The sequence below is a fragment of the uncultured Roseicyclus sp. genome (assembly GCF_937892565.1).
Lineage (GTDB): Bacteria > Pseudomonadota > Alphaproteobacteria > Rhodobacterales > Rhodobacteraceae > Roseicyclus.
On record NZ_CALAHQ010000042.1, the window covers coordinates 1 to 18352 of the forward strand.

Consider the following 18352-nt stretch of genomic DNA (forward strand, 5'->3'; position numbering starts at 1 on the left):
GAACTGACGGGCCGCTTCATCAACACCAGCCGCGAGAATTTTCGCAACTCTCTGACGATCAGCTGTTTTTCCTTCATCGATGTGGCGCGCCGCGCTGCAGAACTTATGCCCGATGGGGGCAGCTTGATCACGCTGACCTATCAGGGCTCCAACCGCGTCACGCCGTTCTACAATGTGATGGGTGTAGCCAAGGCCGCGCTGGAAAGCGCGGTGCGCTATCTGGCCAATGATCTGGGGCCACAGCAAATCCGCGTCAATGCCATCAGCCCGGGGCCGATGAAGACGCTGGCGGGGGCCGCCATCGGGGGGGCGCGCAAGACCTTCAAGACGACCGAGGCCAACGCGCCCTTGCGCGCCAATGCCACGCTCGAGGCGATCGGCGGCACGGCGGTCTATCTGGCGTCCGCTTACGGGGCCTGCACCACCGGCGAGATCGTGACCGTTGATGGTGGCTTTCATGTCTTGGGCATGGCGCAGCCCGAGAACATGTGATCCGGGGGTGCCGCGCCACCCATGGGCGGCGCGGCAATTCTGTGCTCAGTTCGGAACGATCTGGTAGATTTCGCCCTCATCCATCGCGGCATAGAGGTTTCCGTCCGGCCCCAGAACCACCGAGCGGAATCGTCCCGGCTCCATCGGCAAGGGCATCTCGGACACATCATTCACCGACAAGCCGTCCTCTGCCAGATCGATCAGGTCGATCCGCTGGCCCACGGGCGTTCCGCCAAAGCCGATGCCCATGATGCCAACCACCATGCGCCCGTTCCAGTCGCCCCATTGTTCGCCCTGCAGAAAGGCGGCCGAACCAGTGCCTTGCGACAGCCGATTGTTGTTCCAGGCCGGGGGCATGGCGTCGGGAAAGCTGTTGAGGTCCGTCATCGGCATGAAGGCTGCGCGCTCGCCGGGGTCCATGCCCTCCATCTGGTTGGGGGAATAGCCACAGTAATTGTCCGGGCAATCGGGGCGTCCGCCCATGCCGGGGCGGGGGTCCCATCCTCCGTTGCCGCCGGGCACAAGTGCCGTGATCTCGTCGGAATGCCACGGCCCGTGCTCGGCGACCACGGCGCGGTTGTCGCCGGGCCGGAAGGCGATGCCCTGCACATTGCGGTGCCCATAGGTGAAGATGCGCGCGTCAAACCCGTCGGGTGCGCCGTTGCCCGCAGCGGCGTTGCCATCCGTGTCGATACGCAGCACCTTCCCACCCATCAGTGTCGGCGACTGCGGCACCACCCCGTTGTGGGTGTCGCCGGTCGTGACATAAAGGAACCCGTCGCCCGGATTGAACCGGACGCGCCCGCCATTGTGCGCGCCGGGGCCACCGAAGGGATGCGCGCTGGACCGCGGCTTGAAGGGGATGTCGGCCACGATGTCGGTGCGGTTTGACACCGCGTCCAGACCTTCGCTGACCTCCAGCCGCATGACCCGGTTCGAAGCGGGTGCCGTCAAGCTCGAGGTCGACATCACGTAAATGCGGCGATTGCTGGCGAAATCAGGGTCGACCGCCACCCCCATCATGCCCGCCTGACCCTCGCAAAACAGGTCATAGGCGATATTGTCAAAGCCCGAGCTGCGCACCATGCCCAGAAGCGGCTTCACATCCCCCGAGGGCAAGCGCACCGAAAGGCCACGGCATTTCTCGGTAAAGAACATTGTGCCATCATCCAGGAACGCCATGTCCCAGGGCCCTTCCAGCCCGGACATGAGGACCGTTTGGCTCAATGTCGGCGCTTGCGCATGCGCCACTCCCATCGTGACGCAAAGGATGGCGGTTGACGCCAACGCCGCGCGGATGGACGATTTGGTCAGTGCAGGTTTCATGATCTTTCTCCCCAAAAGCGGCGTCCTCCCCGACGCCGCGCCGTGCGAAACCGTGCAGAACAGCGCTGCACCACGCCACAGGGACCGGGCGGGGGCCGTTCGCACGAACCGGACCAAGCCCTTCTTGTACCTGCGCACCAATCGGGGCCGGGGCGCTCTGGCCCGGCCCCGGCCTTGATCCTACTTGAACGTCGTCGAAATAAAGACCGACAGGCTTGTGATGTCCTCGTCGCTCAACTTGACCGCGACAGGGATCATCAAGGCCGAATTCGGGCCAAGCCGTTCACGCGCGCGATAGGTCGTCAGCCGATCGGCGATATAGGCGTCGGTCCGGCCAACGAGCGACGGATAGACCGATACGCCCTTGCCACCGCGTCCGTGACAGGCGGCGCAATTTGATGCGTATATTTCGGCCGCGTCCGCTGCGCTTTGGGCGCTCGCTGTCTGAAAGCTCGCCAAAAGGGCCGCACAGGCGGCGGCCAGCAGATGGTGTTTCATGGACCCTCCCTTCCATGGCTCTCCATTATGAGCCGAAGGACCATCAGCCGCGCGACTGGCCATCGCCATGCATCACCCGCACGCGATGGTCAGATGCGCCGCAGCCATCCCGCAGCACCCTTATCAGTACAACTAAAGATGAGTCTGGCAATACAAAAGATGAAGGCACCGCATCGGCATCCACGGCCCGGCATGATCGCGGACCAGATGCCGCCCATGCCCTGCGCGCCAGCACCCTTTGCGGATACCGGCAACGCCCCATGGGGCGACCAAGACCGCCAAACGTCTGATCCGTCTATGCGATGGCAATGATCTCGACCGCAAAGGTCAGATCCTTGCCGGCCAGCGGGTGATTGGCATCGAGCGTGACCATCACGTCACTCAGCGCCGTCACGGTGACGGGGATGAGCGACCCATTGGGCGCTTGCAGCTGCAAGGCGCTGCCCAGATCAAGGGGGATACCATCGGGGATCATGTCGCGCGGCACAGTCTGTATCGCCTGCTCGTGATATGGGCCATAGGCTTGGTCGGCGGGGATGGTCACGATTTTCGTCTCACCCACCCCCATGCCGTCCAGTGCGGCTTCCAAGCCCGGTATGATCTGGCCCGCACCCATGCGAAAGGTCAGCGGTTCGCGCCCGGTCGATCGGTCAAAGACGCTGCCATCGGCCAAGGTGCCGGTGTAGTGGATCGAAACGGTGCAGCCGGCGGATGCCTGGATCATGGTCTTGGCCCTTGATGTGCCACATACCGCCAGCAAAGGGTTGGTGCCCCGGTCCGGCCCAAGCATAAGCGACCGGAACCCAGGATGAAACCTGTGCGCGACACACGCGATGCAATTGCCGTCGCCGCCCGGCCGTGCCAGTGTCACCCGCACGCGCATGGGGGACAAGATGGGCCAGATCACGACGTGCATTTTCGACGCCTATGGCACGCTTTTCGATGTCAACGCTGCCGCACGCGCCATGGCCGCGATGCCTGGACAGGGCGATTTCGCCGCCATCTGGCAACAGGTCGCGGCCGATTGGCGCGCCAAGCAGTTGCAATACACATGGCTGCGCACGCTGACGGGGGCGCATTGCGATTTCTGGCAGGTGACGCAAGACGGGCTTGATTGGGCGCTCGAGCGCGCGGGCCACACCGACCCTGCCTTGCGTGCGCAGCTTTTGGACCTCTACCGGCATTTGCCCGCCTATCCCGAGGGGCCGGGCGTTCTGGCCGCGCTGAAACAGGCGGGCGTCGCGCGCGCCATCTTGTCCAATGGCAGCCCCGACATGCTGGCCGCCGCCGTCGCCTCGGCCGGGATCGCCGATCTGCTCGATGATGTGCTGAGCGTCGAGGCGGTCGGCCGCTTCAAGCCCCATCCATCCGTTTACGATCTGGTCGGCGCGCGGTTTTCTACCCGGCCCGATCAGGTGCTGTTCGTGTCCTCAAATGGCTGGGACATTGCAGGCGCCGCCGCCTATGGCTTTGACACGATCTGGATCAACCGGACAGGCGATCCGGTCGACCGCTTGCCGGGGCGGCCCGCGGCCATCGCGCGCGATCTTGGCGCCGTGCCAGCCCGTCTGGGTGTCTGAGATGGGCCAGTTTGCCACCGCCGATGGCCTCAGGCTTGCCTATGATGTGACAGGCCGCGGTCAGCCGCTTTTGTGCCTGCCCGGGCTTACGCGCAACATGGAGGATTTCGAGCCGGTCGTGGCGGGCTTTGCCCATCGTGCTCAGGTGATCCGCATGGATTTTCGCGGGCGCGGTGCCTCGGATTGGGGCGATCCCGCCACCTATCAGGTGCCGGTCGAGGCGGGCGATGTGATCACGCTGCTTGATCATCTGGGACTGGACCGCGTCACGATCCTTGGCACGTCGCGTGGCGGGCTTGTGGCGCTGGTGCTTGCAGCCTTGGCGCGCGACCGCATCGCGGGCGTCATCTTCAACGATATCGGGCCCGAGATCATGCCCGAAGGTCTGTCCTACATCATGGAGTATCTGGGCAAGCCGCCCAAGTTCCGCACGCTGGCCGAAGCTGCCGCTGCCCTGCCGCGTCATTATGCGCCCGCTTTTCGCGATGTGCCGGCTGCGACCTGGGCCGATCTGGCGCGCCGCATCTACCGCGAAGAAGACGGGCGGCTTGCGAACCGCTATGATCCGGCGCTGCGCGATGCGGTCGCCCCGGCCTTTGCCCCGGGGGCCGTGGCCCCTGATCTCTGGCCCCTGTTCGACGCGCTGGCGGGCGCGCCCCTTGGTCTGATCCGTGGGGCGGGATCGAACATCTTGTCGGCACAGACCGCGGCTGAAATGCGCCGCCGCCGCCCCGACATGGGCTATGCGGAACTGGCCGATCGCGGCCATGTGCCGTTTCTGGATGAACCTGCGGCCTTGGCCGTGATCGACAGCGTGCTGGAGCGCAGCTTATGACTGATATCACCTTGATCGAAGCCGCCCGCCTCCGCGCCCATGGGGTTGTGCGCGAGACGCCGCTGTTGTCTTCGCCCTTTCTGGACGAGATCGCGGGCCGCCCCGTCCTTGCCAAGGCCGAGGTGCTGCAACACACCGGCTCCTTCAAGTTCCGTGGCGGATGGTCGGCGGTGTCTGCCTTGTCGCCCGAGGAACGCACCAAAGGCGTCTTGGCCTTTTCGTCGGGCAACCATGCCCAGGGCGTGGCTTATGCCGCCGCCCTGCATGGGGTGCCCGCCATCATCATCATGCCGCGCGATGCGCCCGCGCTGAAGATCGAGAATACCCGCGCCCTTGGCGCCGAGGTGATCCTTTATGATCGTGCCGGCGGCGAAAAGCGCGAAGAGATCGGCGCGCGCGTTCAAGCCGAGCGCGCGATGACCTTGATCAAGCCCTTTGATGATGTGCAGGTGATCGCGGGCCAAGGCACCTGTGGTCTGGAAATCGCCGAACAGGCGGCATCGCTTGGCATCACGCACGGCACGGTCTTGACCTGTTGCGGTGGCGGCGGTCTGACCGCGGGGATCGCGCTGGCGCTTGAGGCGCATGCGCCGGGGCTGCGCGTGCGCCCGGTCGAGCCCGAGGGGTTCGACGATACGGCCCGGTCGCTTGCCGCGGGCGAGCGCACTGGCCATGGCCGCCCCGAGGCCGGGTTTTGCGACGCAATCCTGACGCCGATGCCGGGCCTGCTGACCTTTCCGATCCTGCATCGGCTGTGCGGGGCGGGGATCATCGTGACCGAGGATGAGGTGCGCGAAGCGATGCGGCTGGCCGCCGCCCGGCTCAAGCTGGTGGTCGAACCCGGCGGCGCGGTGGCGCTGGCGGGGGCGCTTTTTCATGGCGATGCGCTGGCCGATGGCCCGGTGATCTGCACGCTGTCAGGCGGCAATGCCGACCCTGCCGCCTATGCGGCGATCCTGGCCTCTGGCTGATCTGGCGCACCAGGCTGGCGTCGCGGGCCCTTGCGCGGCCGGGATGTGCGTATTTTCAGAAAGATGAAGCGACAATCCATCAGGAGGCCGCAGGGGCGGCCGCGCGCGGGCGGGTGCCAAGGTAGATCGCAAGCGCGCCTGCCATCAGCACCGCCCCCAGCAAGAAAGGCGCGCCGGGTAGGCGGAGCACGGCGTCGTCGCGGGTGAACCAGAAGAAAGCCTGCGTCATCATCACGGGCGACAGGATCATCGACAGGGCCGAGATCGAACCCAAGACGCCTTGCAATTCGCCTTGCTGGCGTTCGCCCGCCGCCCGGCTCATCACGCCCTGCATGGCCGGGGCCACGATCGCGCCCACGGCCGAGATCGGGATCAAGACCCAGATCATCCAGCCTTGTGTGGCCACCCCATAGGCCAAAAGGCAAAAGGTGTTCAGGATCAGCCCCCAGAACACCGCGCGCGCTTCGCCCAGACGCGGCAGGATGGCGCGGATCAGCCCGCCTTGCACCACCGCGATGGCCACGCCGTATGCGGCCAGCGACAGCCCGACCATCCGCGCATCCCAGCCAAAGGCACCTTGGATGTAATAGGCCCAGACCGCCGGATAGGTGAAATTGGCGATCTGATAGGCCAGCATCACCGCCAGTAGCGCGCCGACACCGGGCAGCTTGCGCACGGATTTCAACGCGCCCGCCGGATTGGCGCGCCGCCAGTCAAAGGCGCGGCGCCGCTCGGGCGGCAGGCTTTCGGGCAAGACAAACCATCCAAACGCGAAATTTGCCGCTGCAAGGCAAGCCGCCGCCACGAAAGGCGCGCGGGGATCAAGCCCGCCCAGGAGCCCCCCGATCACCGGCCCCAGGATGAACCCGACCCCGAAGCCCGCCGATATCAGGCCGAAATTCTGCGACCGTTTGCTGCTGTCGGTGATGTCGGCCATGTAAGCCAGCGCCGTGGCATGGGTTGCTGCCGCGATGCCCGCCACCACGCGCCCCGCAAACAAAAGCCACATCGTGCCCGCCACCGCCATCACGACATAATCGAGCGCCAGAACCGCCATCGAGACCAGCAAGACGGGCCGCCGCCCAAAGCGGTCAGACAGATTGCCGATCAGCGGCGAAAAGCCGAACTGCATCACTGCATAAACGGCCGACAGCATGCCGCCCCACAGCGCCGCATCGGCCAGCGACGCGCCGCGCACCGCGCGGATCAGATCGGGCATCACCGGCAAGATCAGCCCGATGCCCATCGCATCAATCGTGACGGTGATCAGGATGAACAAGACAGGCAGGCGCCGGGGGGCCATGAGATTCTTTCGCGCGATGGGCAGGTGTCAATCTAGATTGACACTTTATCCTTGTCCATCCGCCATCGCGCGGGCCGCCCTGGCGAAATCGCGCGCCTCATCGGGCGCGGTGCCAAGGGTCTGGCGCCCTGCCAGCGGCGGGGGGATCATGGCCGGATGGGCTGCGGCCACCAGATCGGGCAGGGGGGTGCCACTGGCCCGCGCGGCCAGCGCCAGTCGCTTGATCTCGGCCTGTGCGTCGGGGCGGGGCATCTGCCGGGCCAGCGCAAAGCTCAAGGCTTCGGCATGGATCAGCCCCAGAGGATCGGCAAGGCGTGCGGCCATGCTGGCGTGATCGGGGGTGATCTGCCGGGCGATCTCGGCCAGAAGGGCGGCGGATTTGCCTGCCGCCATGACCAGCCCCGGCAGCATCAGCCATTCGGTGAACCAGGCCGCGCCGTCGCGGGCCTCCTGATGGGCGGGCGCAGACAGGGCCGCCGCCTGTGCCGCGCCATAGCGGGCCAGCGCCACCAGCACGCTGGGGGCGACCGGGTTTTCCTTTTGCGGCATGGTCGATGACGCGCCGCCGCCCGACAGGCGGACCTCGGCCACATCGGATCGCGTCAGGATCAACAGATCGGCGCCGATCTTTGCGCCAGCCCCCGTCACCGCCAGACAGCTCTGGGCCAGATCGGTGATCAAGCTGCGCTCGGCATGCCAACTGCGCCCCGGATCGGCCAGACCAAGGGCTTGCGCCAGCCCCGCACGGATTGCGGCCGGATCGGGGCCCAGCATCGTGCCCGTGCCGCCCGCGCCGCTGAGCGAGACCGCCAGGCGGGGGGCAAGCGCGCGCAGCCGGCCCAGTGCGGCGACCACAGGCCAGCCCCAAGCTGCCACCAGCGCCCCGAAAGACGACGGTACCGCTATTTGCCCATAGCTGCGCGCGGCCATCGGCGTTTCGGCCTCGGCCTCGGCAAGATCGGCGAATTTCACCAGCGCCATTTGCAACCGCGCCGCGATCACCGCCAGCGCCTGACGGGCGCGCAGCATCACTGCGCTGTCCTGAATATCCTGACTTGTGGCCCCCCAATGCAGATAGGCCGCATGCTCGGGCGCCTCGAGCGCCTTGCGCATCGCGGCAACCAGCCCCGGCACGCTGACGCCGTTCTCGCCCACGCTTTGCGCCAGCCCTGCCGGGTCGATCTGGATCTCCATCGTCGCGCGGTGCAAAAAGGCGCCCGAGGCGGCAGGGATCACGCCCGCTTGCCCCTGCACTTGGGCCAAGGCCCCCAGCACCAGCATCATCGCGCGGATTTCGGCGGTGTCGGAAAACAGCCGCCCAAGATCGGCATCGCCGAAAAGCCGTGCGTGGATCAGGCTGTCAAAGGGGCTTGCGCTCATGACGTGGCACCGGCATGGCCGATATCAGTCAGAAATCCAGTCAGATGGCTCAGGAATTCGGCCGGTTTCTCGACACAGGGCAGATGGCCCGCCCCCCGGATCAACGCAAATCGCGAACCGGGGATCAGGCCGGCCAATTCCCCCACCAGATCGGGCGGCGTCGATCCATCCTCAGAGCCCGCGATGACAAGGGCGGGCAGACGCAGCTTGGCGGTGCTGGCGTAAAAATCGCTGCCCGCGATGGCCGCCGAACAGCCTGCGTAGCCTGCGGCTGGCGTGGTTTCCACCATGCGCCGCCAAGGTGTGACCTGGGGCCCCTCCCGGAAAGGTTTTGAAAACCAGCGCCCCATGATGGCATCCGACATCGCGGCCAGCCCTTGGGTTTCGACCATCGCGATGCGCTCTTGCCACAACTCGCGCGTGCCGATCTTGGGGGCGGTGTTCGACAACACGACGGCGCGCACCAGATCAAGCCGCTTGGCCGCCAGCCCCTGGGCGATCATTCCGCCGATCGACAGGCCAACGAAAACGCAATCGCGCACCCCCAGCGCATCCAGCAGGCGTTCGGCGTCATGGATCAGCGCGCCCATGGTGTAGGGCGCAGGCGGACAGCTTGACAGCCCATGGCCGCGCTTGTCGTAGCGGATCACGCGCAGCCCCGCGGGCAGGTGCGGCACGACCCCATCCCAGAGCCGGAAATCGGTGCCGAGCGAATTGGCGAAAACCACGCTGGGCGCATCGCGTGGCCCCGTGTCGGCGTAATGCAGCACCACATCGCCCAGATCGAGACAGTCCATCGCTTCGCCCCCCATCGCGCTTGCCTGAGGGTTTTGCGCCAGCCCGCCGCGACACGCAAGCCTTTGCCAAAGATGCCGTTTGGGCTTGCCGCCAGTATTGCCTGTGCAAGGATGCCGCCAAACCGCAGGTCCGAGGAGACCCCCATGCCCAGCTTGATCCGCGCCGCCGTGTGCCGCACCTTTGGCGCGCCGCTCACCATCGAGAGCCTGACCCTGCGCGATCCAGGCCCCGGCGAGATCGAGGTCACGGTCGAGGCGGTGGCGATCTGTCATTCCGACATATCCTACATCGAGGGGGCTTGGGGCGGCGCGCTTCCGGCTGTCTATGGCCATGAGGCCGCCGGTCGCGTCAGCGCGTTGGGTGCGGGTGTCGGCAAGGTGGCGCTGGGGGATCGGGTGTTGGTCACCTTGATGCGTTCTTGTGGCAGTTGCGCCAGCTGCGCGGGGGGGGCGCCGGTCTATTGCCGGAGCAATCCCGCCACAGCACCCAAGCTGACAGATGCCAGCGGCGCAGCGGTGCACGCGGCGATGGATTGCGGCGCCTTTGCCGACAAGATGATCGTCGATCTTTCGCAGATCGCCCCCTTGGGCAACACCATTGCGCCGGAAATGGCCTGTCTTCTGGCCTGTGGCGTGCCGACCGGGCTGGGTGCTGTGGTCAATACCGCCCGGGTGCGTCCGGGCGAAACCGTCGTGGTGATCGGCGCGGGCGGGGTGGGGCTGAACGCCATTCAAGGCGCGCGGATCGCGGGCGCCGCGCGGATCGTGGCGATGGATCTGGAACCGGGCAAGCTTGCCGATGCGCGGCTTTTTGGGGCGACCGATACGATCCTTGCCTCGGACCCCGAACCGTGGCGCGCGCTGAGCGCGCTGACGGGCGGCCGGATGGCCCGGCATGTCTTTGTCAGCGTCGGCGCCATACCCGCCTATGACATGGCACCGCGCCTTTTGGCATGGGGCGGCACGATCTATGCCGTGGGCATGCCCCATTCCGGCGAGCGGGCGGGATATGAGCCGGTGATCATGGCATTCACGGGCCAGGGGATGCGGGGCACCAAGATGGGTGATGTGGTCTTGTCGCGCGACATTCCGTGGATGGTCGATCTCTATGGTCAGGGGCGGCTGAAGCTTGACGAGCTGGTGTCGCGGCGCTGGGCTTTTGACGACATCAACGCGGCGATCGCCGATACCAGTGCCGGTCAGGCGCGGCGCAATGTTGTCTTGCTGGCGCAGCAGTAGCGCCGTGCCGCCCTACTGCTGCCAGTTGGGCGCGCGCTTGTCCAGAAAGGCCGCGACGCCTTCGGCGGTATCGGGCTCTGCCATGTTTTCCACCATCACCGCCCCGGTCAAGCCATAGGCTTGATCCAGCGGCAGGGGCAGCTGATCGTAAAAGGCGCGCTTGCCGATGCGCACGGCGGCGCCCAGCTTGCCCGCGATCTGGTCGGCCAAGGCAACCGTCTGTTGGGCCAGCGCGTCGGCGGCGACGATGCGGTTGACCAGCCCGATGTCTTGTGCCCGGGCGGCGGGGATGAAATCGCCCGTCACCAGCATCTCGAACGCCTGCTTGCGGCCGACATTGCGCGACAGCGCCACCATGGGGGTGGAACAGAACAGCCCGATGTTCACCCCATTGACGCCAAAGCGGCAATCCTCGGCCGCGACCGCCAGATCGCAGCTGGCAACAAGCTGACAGCCCGCCGCCGTGGCGATGCCATGCACCTGCGCGATCACCGGCTGGGGCAATCGGGGGATCATCTGCATCATCGTCGCGCAGCGGTCGAACAGATCCCCAAGGGCCACCGCCCCCTTGTCGGGCCCGGCGCGCTTGACGCGCATCTCGTTGAGATCATGGCCCGCGCAAAATCCCTTGCCCGCACCCTTGAGCACGATCACCCGCTGGGTTCTGGCGGCCTTCAAGTCGTCGAAACGTGCCGAGAGCGCGGCGATCATGGCATCCGACAGCGCGTTGAGCCGCGCGGGATTGTTCAATGTCAGATGCGTGACCGCCCCCCGGTCTTCGCGCAGCACCAGATCGTCGGTCATGCTCTTTCCTTCCTTGTCGTGCTGGCCTAAGCCGTCGGTCCATGCACCTTGTTAGCCCGCATGCGCGCATCAGGGAAGGGACGCGATATGACACTTGCCATGGACATCGACGCGCTGGGTCGTTTTCTTGACGAGACCTTTCCACAGGTCGCCGGCGAGATCGTGATCGAAGACCTGCGCGAGGGCAGTCTGCGGTCCCGCCTGAGTGTGACCGATCGGCATCTGCGGCCCGGCGGCACCGTATCGGGGCCTGCGATGTTTGGCTTGGCCGATGTGTCGGTCTATCTGGCGATCCTGGCGATGATCGGCCCCAAATCCCTGGCCGTCACCACAAATTGCAGCATCGATTTCATGCGCAAGCCGCAAGCCGCCGCCGATCTGATATGCGAGTGTCGTTTGCTCAAGCTGGGCCGTGTCTTGGCGGTGGGCGATTGCCTGATCTATTCACACGGCGTCGCGTCGCCGGTGGCGCGGGCCGCGCTGACCTATTCCATCCCGCCTGCGGGCTAGGGGCTGCGACATCGGACAGGGCTGCTTTCGCGGTGGGTGCTGTGTAGCGTGTTTGTTGACCATGACAATTCATCCCGGGGGACATGATGGCCGATACGCCTGTGCAAGGGCCACAAGATTTCAGCCGTCTGGCGCATCTGCCGGTGACGTTTTTTGCCGTGCTGATGGGGCTCTTTGGGCTGTCTTTGGCGTGTCACGCGGCGGCAGGCAGCTTTCCCTTGGCCGAAACGGCGGCACGCGCCGTGCTTTGGCTGGGGGTGGTCTGTTTCGTGGCGATCGGGGCGGTCTATCTGCTCAAGATCCTCCGCCATCCGGGTGCTGTCGCCGCTGAATGGCATCATCCCGTGCGGTTGGCGTTCTTTCCGACCATCACCATCTCGCTTTTGCTGATGGCCACGTCGGTGAATGATTACCGGCCCGATCTGGCGTTGCCCATCTGGCTTTTGGGTGTGGCGGGGCAGGGGGTCTTGACGGTTGCCGTCATCTCGGGCTGGATCAGCCACCGCGCCTTTGAGGTCGGGCATCTGACGCCTGCATGGTTCATTCCGGCCGTGGGAAATGTCATCGTGCCGATGGCCGGCGCACCCTTGGGCTGGCCCGAGACAAGCTGGCTGTTCTTTTCGGCGGGCATGATCTTTTGGCTGATCTTGCTGGTGTTGGTGTTCAACCGGCTGATCTTTCACGCGCCTATTGCCGCGCGGCTGTTTCCGACGCTGGTGATCTTGATCGCGCCGCCCGCCGTGGCCTTTGTCTCGTATTTTCGGCTGGTGGGAGGCGTCGATCCCTTTGCCCATGTGTTGCTCAATTGTGGCTATGTCTTTGCCATTCTGGTGCTGGTGCAGGTGCCAAAACTGATCCGCTTGCCCTTTGCGTTGAGCTGGTGGGCGCTGAGCTTTCCCCTGGCGGCGCTGACGGTCGCCAGCTTCCTTTATGGCCGCGCGATGGACAGTCTGGCGCATATCGGTATCGGGCTGGGGCTGCTGGCGTTGCTGAGCGTGGTGGTTGCGGGGCTCATGGCCCGCACGGGGTTGGCCATTGCGCGCGATGAAATCTGTCGCCCGGAATAGGCTTTTGGTGGGGTTTGACATGGGGTAAAATAATACCCCAAATCTAACACACTGAATCAAATAGATTTTCAAAGATACCTGCCCATTGACCCCGGCGATGAATCGGGTAGAACACGCGCTTACGAAGCGGCCGATGGTCGCCTTTGTCATTCTGGCCGGGTGATCCTGCCCGCCCCCGAAAGGACCGATCGCAATGAAGACCTTTTCTGCCACCCCGGCGGATATCGACAAGCAGTGGATCGTGATCGATGCCGAAGGCGTCGTTCTTGGCCGTCTTGCCTCGATCATCGCCATGCGGCTGCGCGGCAAGCACAAGCCGAGCTTTACGCCCTCCATGGACATGGGCGACAATGTCATCGTCATCAACGCCGACAAGGTGCAGGTGACGGGCAACAAGCGCAACGAGCACAATTATTGGCACACCGGATTTCCGGGCGGGATCAAATCGCGCACCACGGGCCAGATCCTCGAGGGCAATTACCCCGAGCGCGTTCTGACGCAAGCCGTCAAGCGCATGCTGCCCGGTGGCAAGCTTTCGCGCCAGCAGATGACCAACCTGCGCGTCTATGCCGGGGCCGAGCATCCGCATGAGGCACAATCGCCCACCGTTCTCGACGTCAAGTCGATGAACCCCAAGAACACGCGGAGCGCATGACCATGGCCGAGACCTTTTCTTCGCTCGACGCTTTGAAAGGCGCCGTCACCCCCGCAAGCCCCGCCGCGATCGGCTTTGATGAAACGCCCCGCATGCCTGTGCGTGATGCGCTGGGCCGCACCTATGCCACCGGCAAGCGCAAGAACGCGGTCGCCCGCGTCTGGATCAAGCCCGGCTCGGGCAAGGTGGTCGTGAACGGCAAGGAAATGGCGGCCTATTTCGCCCGTCCCGTGTTGCAGATGATCCTGCGTCAGCCCTTTACGGTCGCTGGGGTGGAAAACGAATTTGACGTGATGGCAACCGTCAAGGGCGGTGGTCTGTCGGGTCAGGCCGGTGCCGTGAAGCACGGCATCTCCAAGGCGCTGCAACTCTATGAACCGTCGTTGCGCGGTGCACTCAAGGCGGCCGGTTTCCTGACCCGCGACAGCCGCGTAGTGGAACGCAAGAAATACGGCAAGGCCAAGGCGCGCAAGAGCTTCCAGTTCTCCAAGCGTTAAGATTGAAAGACCCCGCCGCTTGCTTGATCAAGGGCTGCGCTCAGCGCAGCCCTTTTTCATTGGCAAGCCTGCAGCGGCGGCGGCGGTGCAGTTGGTGCGATCTTGCAGAAACCTGGGGGCCTTGTCCTTGATGCGCGGCTGAGTTTTTCGCGCAGCAACCAAGGCCGAACCCAGATCATCCTCATCGAGGGCGGCGTGTTTGGGGGGGGTGGCAAAGCCCGGCCATGCCGTGGCCGTGCATGTCTTGAGCATCCCGCCCGGATGTCCCCCTCCAAAGGCCATGGCGCCTTGATTTTGGCGTGAAAGCCGTGGCTTTTCATGCTAAGGCCCGCATGCATCGGGCAAGATTTTGTCGATGTGTTGGGCTGTGGTGGGTAGGGAGGTCGGTTGATGACCCATAGAATGATTTTGGCGTCGTCCTTGTTTTTGGGTCTGGTTGCGTGTTCGACGCCCGAATTTCAAGCGGAACGCAGCAGTTGCACCGCCACCTGGATGTCGAACATCCCGCCGCGCCTTGAACGCGAAATCTACAATGAGACCCGCAGCCGGCAGGTGCCGACAGGGCAGACGACCTGTGTCACCACGGGCAATATTGTTACCTGCAATCAGGTCATGCGCACAGAATACTACACCGTTCCGGCCGTGCGGACCGTTGACCGCAACAAGCCGCGGCGCGATGCGCAGATCGACGACTGCACACGACGTGCCTGCCTTGCACGATTTGGCAATGCGGAATGCAAACCGGCCTGACGGCTGTTGCACCGGGGCTGTCCCGCCGGACATGACAACCCGCAGCGGCGCCGCGCAAACATGATTGTCAGGGTGCCTGTCGATCTGTGCGGGCTGGTCATCGCCGCGCGCCCCGGCGGGGTGTTTTTGCCTGACAGGCCACCCGGCGCCGTCTTGTCGCTTGACGGCGCCTGCGCCGCCCACTAGCTGCCCGACATGGCGCGCGCACCCCTTTTGCAATTGAATGATATCTCGCTCACCTTTGGGGGAAACCCCTTGTTTTCCGACCTGTCCCTCGTGGTGCAGGAGGGGGATCGCCTGGCGCTGGTCGGGCGGAACGGGTCGGGAAAATCGACCTTGATGAAGGTGATGGCGCGGCTGGTGGCCTCTGATACGGGCAGCGTGATCACACCCGATGGGGTACGCGTCGGCTACATGGAACAAGACCCCGACTTTGCGGGTTTCGCGACCTTGGGCGATTATGCCACCGCCAATCTGGGCGAGGGCGAAGCCTGGCGGGTCGAAGCGGTTGCCGAGGGGCTGAAGCTGAAACTGGAGGCCGAACCGGACCGCGCCTCGGGTGGGGAACGGCGGCGTGCGGCGCTGGCGCGGCTTTTGGCAGAAGCGCCCGAATTGATGTTGCTGGACGAGCCGACCAACCATCTCGACATCGAGGCGATCGGCTGGCTGGAACGGGAATTGTCACAAACCCGCGCGGCTTTCGTATTGATCAGCCATGACCGTGCCTTTTTGACCGCCTTGGCGCGTGGCACGCTGTGGCTTGACCGGGGCGCCGTGCGCCGGCAAGAGCGCGGCTTTGCCGATTTCGAGGCCTGGCGCGACAAGACATGGGAAGAAGAGGATCAGGCCCGCCACAAGCTTGACCGCAAGATCAAGGCCGAGGCGCGGTGGGCCGTCGAAGGGATCAGCGCGCGGCGCAAGCGCAATCAGGGCCGTGTGCGCGCGCTTCAAGGTCTGCGCGAGGAACGCGCGGGCATGATCCGTCGCCAGGGTGCGGCCGAAATGGCGCTTGAGGCCGGGCAGATGTCGGGCAAGCGGGTGATCGAGGCCACCGCCATCACCAAATCCTTTGGCGATCAGGTGATCTTGCACCCCTTTGATCTGCGGGTGCTGCGCGGCGACCGGGTTGCCTTTGTGGGCCCGAACGGGGCGGGAAAATCCACGCTGCTCAACATGCTGACAGGCCAGATTGCGCCCGATCAGGGCAGCGTCAGCTTGGGCACCGGGATCGAGATGGCCGTCTTTGATCAGGCGCGCGCCCAGCTCGACCCGAATGCGACGTTGTGGGAAAGCCTGACCGAAGACCCCGCCACCCGCGTGGGGGGCCGCTCGGATCAGGTGCTGGTGCGGGGTGAGCCGCGCCATGTGGTGGCCTATCTCAAGGAATTCCTGTTCGACGAGACACAGGCCCGCGCCCCCGTCCGCTCGCTGTCAGGCGGTGAAAAGGCGCGGCTTTTGCTGGCGCGGATCATGGCGCGGCAATCCAATCTCTTGGTGATGGACGAGCCGACCAACGATCTGGACATCGAAACGCTGGATCTGTTGCAAGATCTGTTGGGCGATTACGCGGGCACCGTGTTGCTGGTCAGCCACGACCGGGATTTCATCGACCGTGTGGCCACAACCACCATCTTGCTCGAAGGGCAGGGCCGTGCGGTGACCTATGCGGGCGGCTGGACCGACATGATGGCGCAGCGCCGGCAAATGCCCGCCGATGGCGCGCCGCAGGCCGCGACCAAGCCCAAAGCCACGCCCGATGCGCCCCGGCCCAAGGCCGCCGTCAAGACCAGCCTCAGCTTCACCGAGACCCATCGCCTCAAGGCGCTGCCCGCCGAGATTGCCCGGCTGGAAGCAGAGATCGCCAAGCTGATGGAATTGATGGCCGATCCTGCCCTCTTCTCGCGTGAGCCGGTCAAGTTCCGCAAGGCGACCGAGGCCTTGCACGAACGCCAGTCCAAGCTTGACGCCGCCGAAGAGGAATGGCTGACGCTTGAGCAAAAGGCCGAAAGCGCGGGCTGATCGCGGTGCTGCGCTGTCATTGTTGAACCGTCATCAACCATGCGATCAGATCGGCTGTCGGGCGGCTGATCATGATGGGCTGGCCCCCGGGCCCCGGCATCGCGACATCCGCGCCCTGACCTTGGAACCAGCGGCCAAAGATCGGCATGTCACCGCCATGGGCCACCATCGGGCGGCGGCCGTCGATCTGTTGGGCCACGCGCAGGATCGGGAATGCGCCCCCCGCCGAAAGCCCGGTCAGATCGGTCGGGGCCACGCGCAACAGATCGGCCATGGCACCGTCGCCGCGCGCTTGCAGGCCGTGACACGCGGCACAGAAATCAAGATACAGCGCCTGACCCGCGTCGATGTCCTGGGCAGGGGCGGGCGATGCAAGGACCGCAAGCGTTACGCTCAGGATCTGGCCAAGCATATGGGCGCGGATTTGGGCAAGGGGGCGGGCGCGCATGGGGGGTCCTCCGGTACAAGGCATCCGTGACAGCTTGGATGCGATGGGCCATGCGCGCCTTGATCCGCATCAAGACCATTGCCAGTCCTTGATGCCTGCGCCTAACCTTTGGGTCATGCGCGCCGCCCTGTTGTGCCTTTGCCTTGCTCTGATCGCCTGTGGCCGCCCGCTGACAGGCCCCGAGATGGCCTATATGGCCGACCTGCAGGGCGCGGGCTTTGATCCCGCCCCGGTGCGGATCGTGCAAAACCCGGCTCTGGGGCTGATCGCGCAAAGCTTTCCGGCGCGTCCGCGCACCACCTGCCGCGAGCGTGTGGTGCCGCCGCCCCCCGGCCCGATGGTCAAGGGGCGCGTGGGTGGCATGGTGCTGTTCAATCGCCTGATGGTGCGCCCCGACATGAGGGTCGCCGACTACACCGCAATGCCCGACGGGCGGCGGCATCTTTATGCCGAGATGTTTTTTGCCCATGAGATGACCCATGTCTGGCAATGGCAGAACCGCGATCTGACAGGCTACCACCCGCTGCGCGCAGCGCGCGAACATGCGGTGATGACCGACCCCTATCTGTTCGACGAGGCGCTGGACCGGCGGTTTCTCGATTACGGCTTTGAGGCGCAGGCGGCATTGGTGGAGGAATATGTCTGCTGCCGCGCGCTCGATCCTGCGGGCGCACGCACCGCCCGGCTCGAGCGGTTGATCGCGCAGGTGATGGCGGTCACCCCATGGCAGGCGCGGGCCGATCAGGCCCGGACATTCCTGCCATGGGACGGGGCCGAGATCGGCGGGATCTGTTCGTGACGGGGCCGAGACAGGCCCGGCGTCGCGCCTATTTGCCCTTTTTGCCGCCACCGATATCAAGCGGCTTGCCCGCGTTGGAATTGGCGGTGGCCAAGACCTTGGGCTTTTCCTTCTTCGGCTTCTTGGCTTCCTTGTTGCCTTTGTTCTTTTCCTTGGACATGGGGATGCTCCGTCATGTTGGGCCGCACGGGGCACAATGCCACGCGCGGAGAGGCTCGCGGCGCGATCAGGGTTGCCTGCCGTGGCAGGGCGATGATGTCCGGTGAGGGGGACCTCAAGGCCCCTGTGGTCAAGATGGCGGTTCGGGGCGGGGGGCGCAAGGGGGGCGTGGTTGGGACGGTTTCGGGGGAAGAACCAAGCCGGAACAGCACCGAAGGTGCCC

General features: G+C 65.1%; 22 protein-coding genes. 13 read left to right on the plus strand and 9 right to left on the minus strand.

What is annotated here, in order from left to right; genetic code table 11:
- On the plus strand, positions 1-492 hold a 492-nt coding region (locus Q0094_RS05970; RefSeq protein WP_297616323.1), incomplete at its 5' end, for an SDR family oxidoreductase.
- Positions 493-537: 45 nt separating this feature from the next.
- Here the strand turns inward: Q0094_RS05970 and Q0094_RS05975 are convergent.
- The 3 genes from Q0094_RS05975 to Q0094_RS05985 all read right to left on the minus strand — a co-directional run bounded on the left by Q0094_RS05975 (position 538) and on the right by Q0094_RS05985 (position 3040).
- Positions 538-1701, minus strand: coding sequence for a PQQ-dependent sugar dehydrogenase (locus Q0094_RS05975; protein WP_297616326.1), 1164 nt, complete (start codon positions 1699-1701; stop codon positions 538-540).
- 297 nt (positions 1702-1998) lie between these two features.
- Entirely contained in the window at positions 1999-2316 is a 318-nt protein-coding gene (locus Q0094_RS05980) for a c-type cytochrome (RefSeq protein ID WP_297616329.1), read from the minus strand.
- A gap of 295 nt (positions 2317-2611) precedes the next feature.
- Positions 2612-3040, minus strand: a complete 429-nt coding sequence (locus tag Q0094_RS05985; RefSeq protein WP_297616333.1) for a peptidylprolyl isomerase — start codon at positions 3038-3040, stop codon at positions 2612-2614.
- Positions 3041-3209: 169 nt separating this feature from the next.
- Between Q0094_RS05985 and Q0094_RS05990 the strand changes: the two genes are divergently transcribed.
- Genes Q0094_RS05990 through Q0094_RS06000 form a run of 3 tightly spaced genes read left to right on the plus strand, consistent with a single transcriptional unit; the run spans position 3210 to position 5702 of the window.
- The gene (locus tag Q0094_RS05990) at positions 3210-3896 is read left to right on the plus strand and encodes a haloacid dehalogenase type II (RefSeq protein ID WP_297616336.1); all 687 of its coding nucleotides are present in this window, start codon (positions 3210-3212) and stop codon (positions 3894-3896) included.
- Between the two features lies 1 nt (position 3897).
- Positions 3898-4731 (plus strand): alpha/beta hydrolase, encoded by an 834-nt coding sequence (locus Q0094_RS05995; protein WP_297616339.1) that lies wholly within the window; start codon positions 3898-3900, stop codon positions 4729-4731.
- Positions 4728-5702: a threonine/serine dehydratase gene (locus tag Q0094_RS06000; RefSeq protein WP_297616342.1), complete on the plus strand. Its 975-nt coding sequence runs from the start codon at positions 4728-4730 to the stop codon at positions 5700-5702. The genes Q0094_RS05995 and Q0094_RS06000 overlap by 4 nt, the downstream gene beginning before the upstream one ends.
- Before the next feature lie 79 nt (positions 5703-5781).
- Here Q0094_RS06000 and Q0094_RS06005 read toward each other — a convergent pair whose 3' ends face one another.
- The 3 genes from Q0094_RS06005 to pcaD are packed head-to-tail and all read right to left on the minus strand — an operon-like array spanning position 5782 to position 9182.
- A complete protein-coding gene (locus Q0094_RS06005; RefSeq protein WP_297616345.1) occupies positions 5782-7005 on the minus strand; it encodes a TCR/Tet family MFS transporter in 1224 nt (407 codons plus the stop codon).
- A gap of 45 nt (positions 7006-7050) precedes the next feature.
- Complete coding sequence (locus tag Q0094_RS06010; protein WP_297616348.1) at positions 7051-8385, minus strand: lyase family protein; 1335 nt, start codon at positions 8383-8385, stop codon at positions 7051-7053.
- On the minus strand, positions 8382-9182 hold the full coding sequence (gene pcaD / locus Q0094_RS06015) for a 3-oxoadipate enol-lactonase (RefSeq protein WP_297616351.1): 801 nt from the start codon (positions 9180-9182) through the stop codon (positions 8382-8384). The genes Q0094_RS06010 and pcaD overlap by 4 nt, the downstream gene beginning before the upstream one ends.
- A gap of 144 nt (positions 9183-9326) precedes the next feature.
- Between pcaD and Q0094_RS06020 the strand changes: the two genes are divergently transcribed.
- Positions 9327-10421 carry an alcohol dehydrogenase catalytic domain-containing protein gene (locus tag Q0094_RS06020; RefSeq protein ID WP_297616354.1) on the plus strand — a complete coding sequence of 365 codons (1095 nt, stop codon included), beginning with the start codon at positions 9327-9329 and terminating at the stop codon, positions 10419-10421.
- Positions 10422-10433: 12 nt separating this feature from the next.
- Here Q0094_RS06020 and Q0094_RS06025 read toward each other — a convergent pair whose 3' ends face one another.
- Positions 10434-11225 carry an enoyl-CoA hydratase gene (locus Q0094_RS06025; RefSeq protein ID WP_297616359.1) on the minus strand — a complete coding sequence of 264 codons (792 nt, stop codon included), beginning with the start codon at positions 11223-11225 and terminating at the stop codon, positions 10434-10436.
- An 87-nt stretch (positions 11226-11312) separates the two neighbouring features.
- On the opposite strand from Q0094_RS06025, the gene Q0094_RS06030 reads away from it, so the two are divergent.
- From Q0094_RS06030 to Q0094_RS06060, 7 genes are all read left to right on the plus strand, one after another.
- On the plus strand, positions 11313-11735 hold the full coding sequence (locus Q0094_RS06030; protein WP_297616362.1) for a PaaI family thioesterase: 423 nt from the start codon (positions 11313-11315) through the stop codon (positions 11733-11735).
- A gap of 86 nt (positions 11736-11821) precedes the next feature.
- Positions 11822-12802 (plus strand): SLAC1 anion channel family protein, encoded by a 981-nt coding sequence (locus Q0094_RS06035; protein ID WP_297616366.1) that lies wholly within the window; start codon positions 11822-11824, stop codon positions 12800-12802.
- 193 nt (positions 12803-12995) lie between these two features.
- Positions 12996-13457: a 50S ribosomal protein L13 gene (gene rplM / locus Q0094_RS06040; RefSeq protein ID WP_297616368.1), complete on the plus strand. Its 462-nt coding sequence runs from the start codon at positions 12996-12998 to the stop codon at positions 13455-13457.
- 2 nt (positions 13458-13459) lie between these two features.
- Positions 13460-13954 (plus strand): 30S ribosomal protein S9, encoded by a 495-nt coding sequence (gene rpsI, locus Q0094_RS06045; protein ID WP_297616370.1) that lies wholly within the window; start codon positions 13460-13462, stop codon positions 13952-13954.
- A 390-nt stretch (positions 13955-14344) separates the two neighbouring features.
- Positions 14345-14704, plus strand: a complete 360-nt coding sequence (locus Q0094_RS06050; RefSeq protein ID WP_297616372.1) for a hypothetical protein — start codon at positions 14345-14347, stop codon at positions 14702-14704.
- Between the two features lie 60 nt (positions 14705-14764).
- A complete protein-coding gene (locus Q0094_RS06055; RefSeq protein ID WP_297616375.1) occupies positions 14765-14890 on the plus strand; it encodes a hypothetical protein in 126 nt (41 codons plus the stop codon).
- A 9-nt stretch (positions 14891-14899) separates the two neighbouring features.
- Positions 14900-16723, plus strand: coding sequence for an ATP-binding cassette domain-containing protein (locus tag Q0094_RS06060; RefSeq protein ID WP_297616378.1), 1824 nt, complete (start codon positions 14900-14902; stop codon positions 16721-16723).
- 16 nt (positions 16724-16739) lie between these two features.
- On the opposite strand, the gene Q0094_RS06065 is transcribed toward Q0094_RS06060, so the two are convergent.
- A complete protein-coding gene (locus Q0094_RS06065; RefSeq protein ID WP_297616380.1) occupies positions 16740-17171 on the minus strand; it encodes a c-type cytochrome in 432 nt (143 codons plus the stop codon).
- Positions 17172-17286: 115 nt separating this feature from the next.
- Here Q0094_RS06065 and Q0094_RS06070 point away from each other — a divergent pair, with 115 nt between their 5' ends.
- Positions 17287-17970: a hypothetical protein gene (locus Q0094_RS06070; protein ID WP_297616384.1), complete on the plus strand. Its 684-nt coding sequence runs from the start codon at positions 17287-17289 to the stop codon at positions 17968-17970.
- Between the two features lie 28 nt (positions 17971-17998).
- Here Q0094_RS06070 and Q0094_RS06075 read toward each other — a convergent pair whose 3' ends face one another.
- A complete protein-coding gene (locus Q0094_RS06075) occupies positions 17999-18130 on the minus strand; it encodes a hypothetical protein (RefSeq protein ID WP_297616387.1) in 132 nt (43 codons plus the stop codon).
- Between the last annotated feature and the right edge of the window lie 222 nt (positions 18131-18352).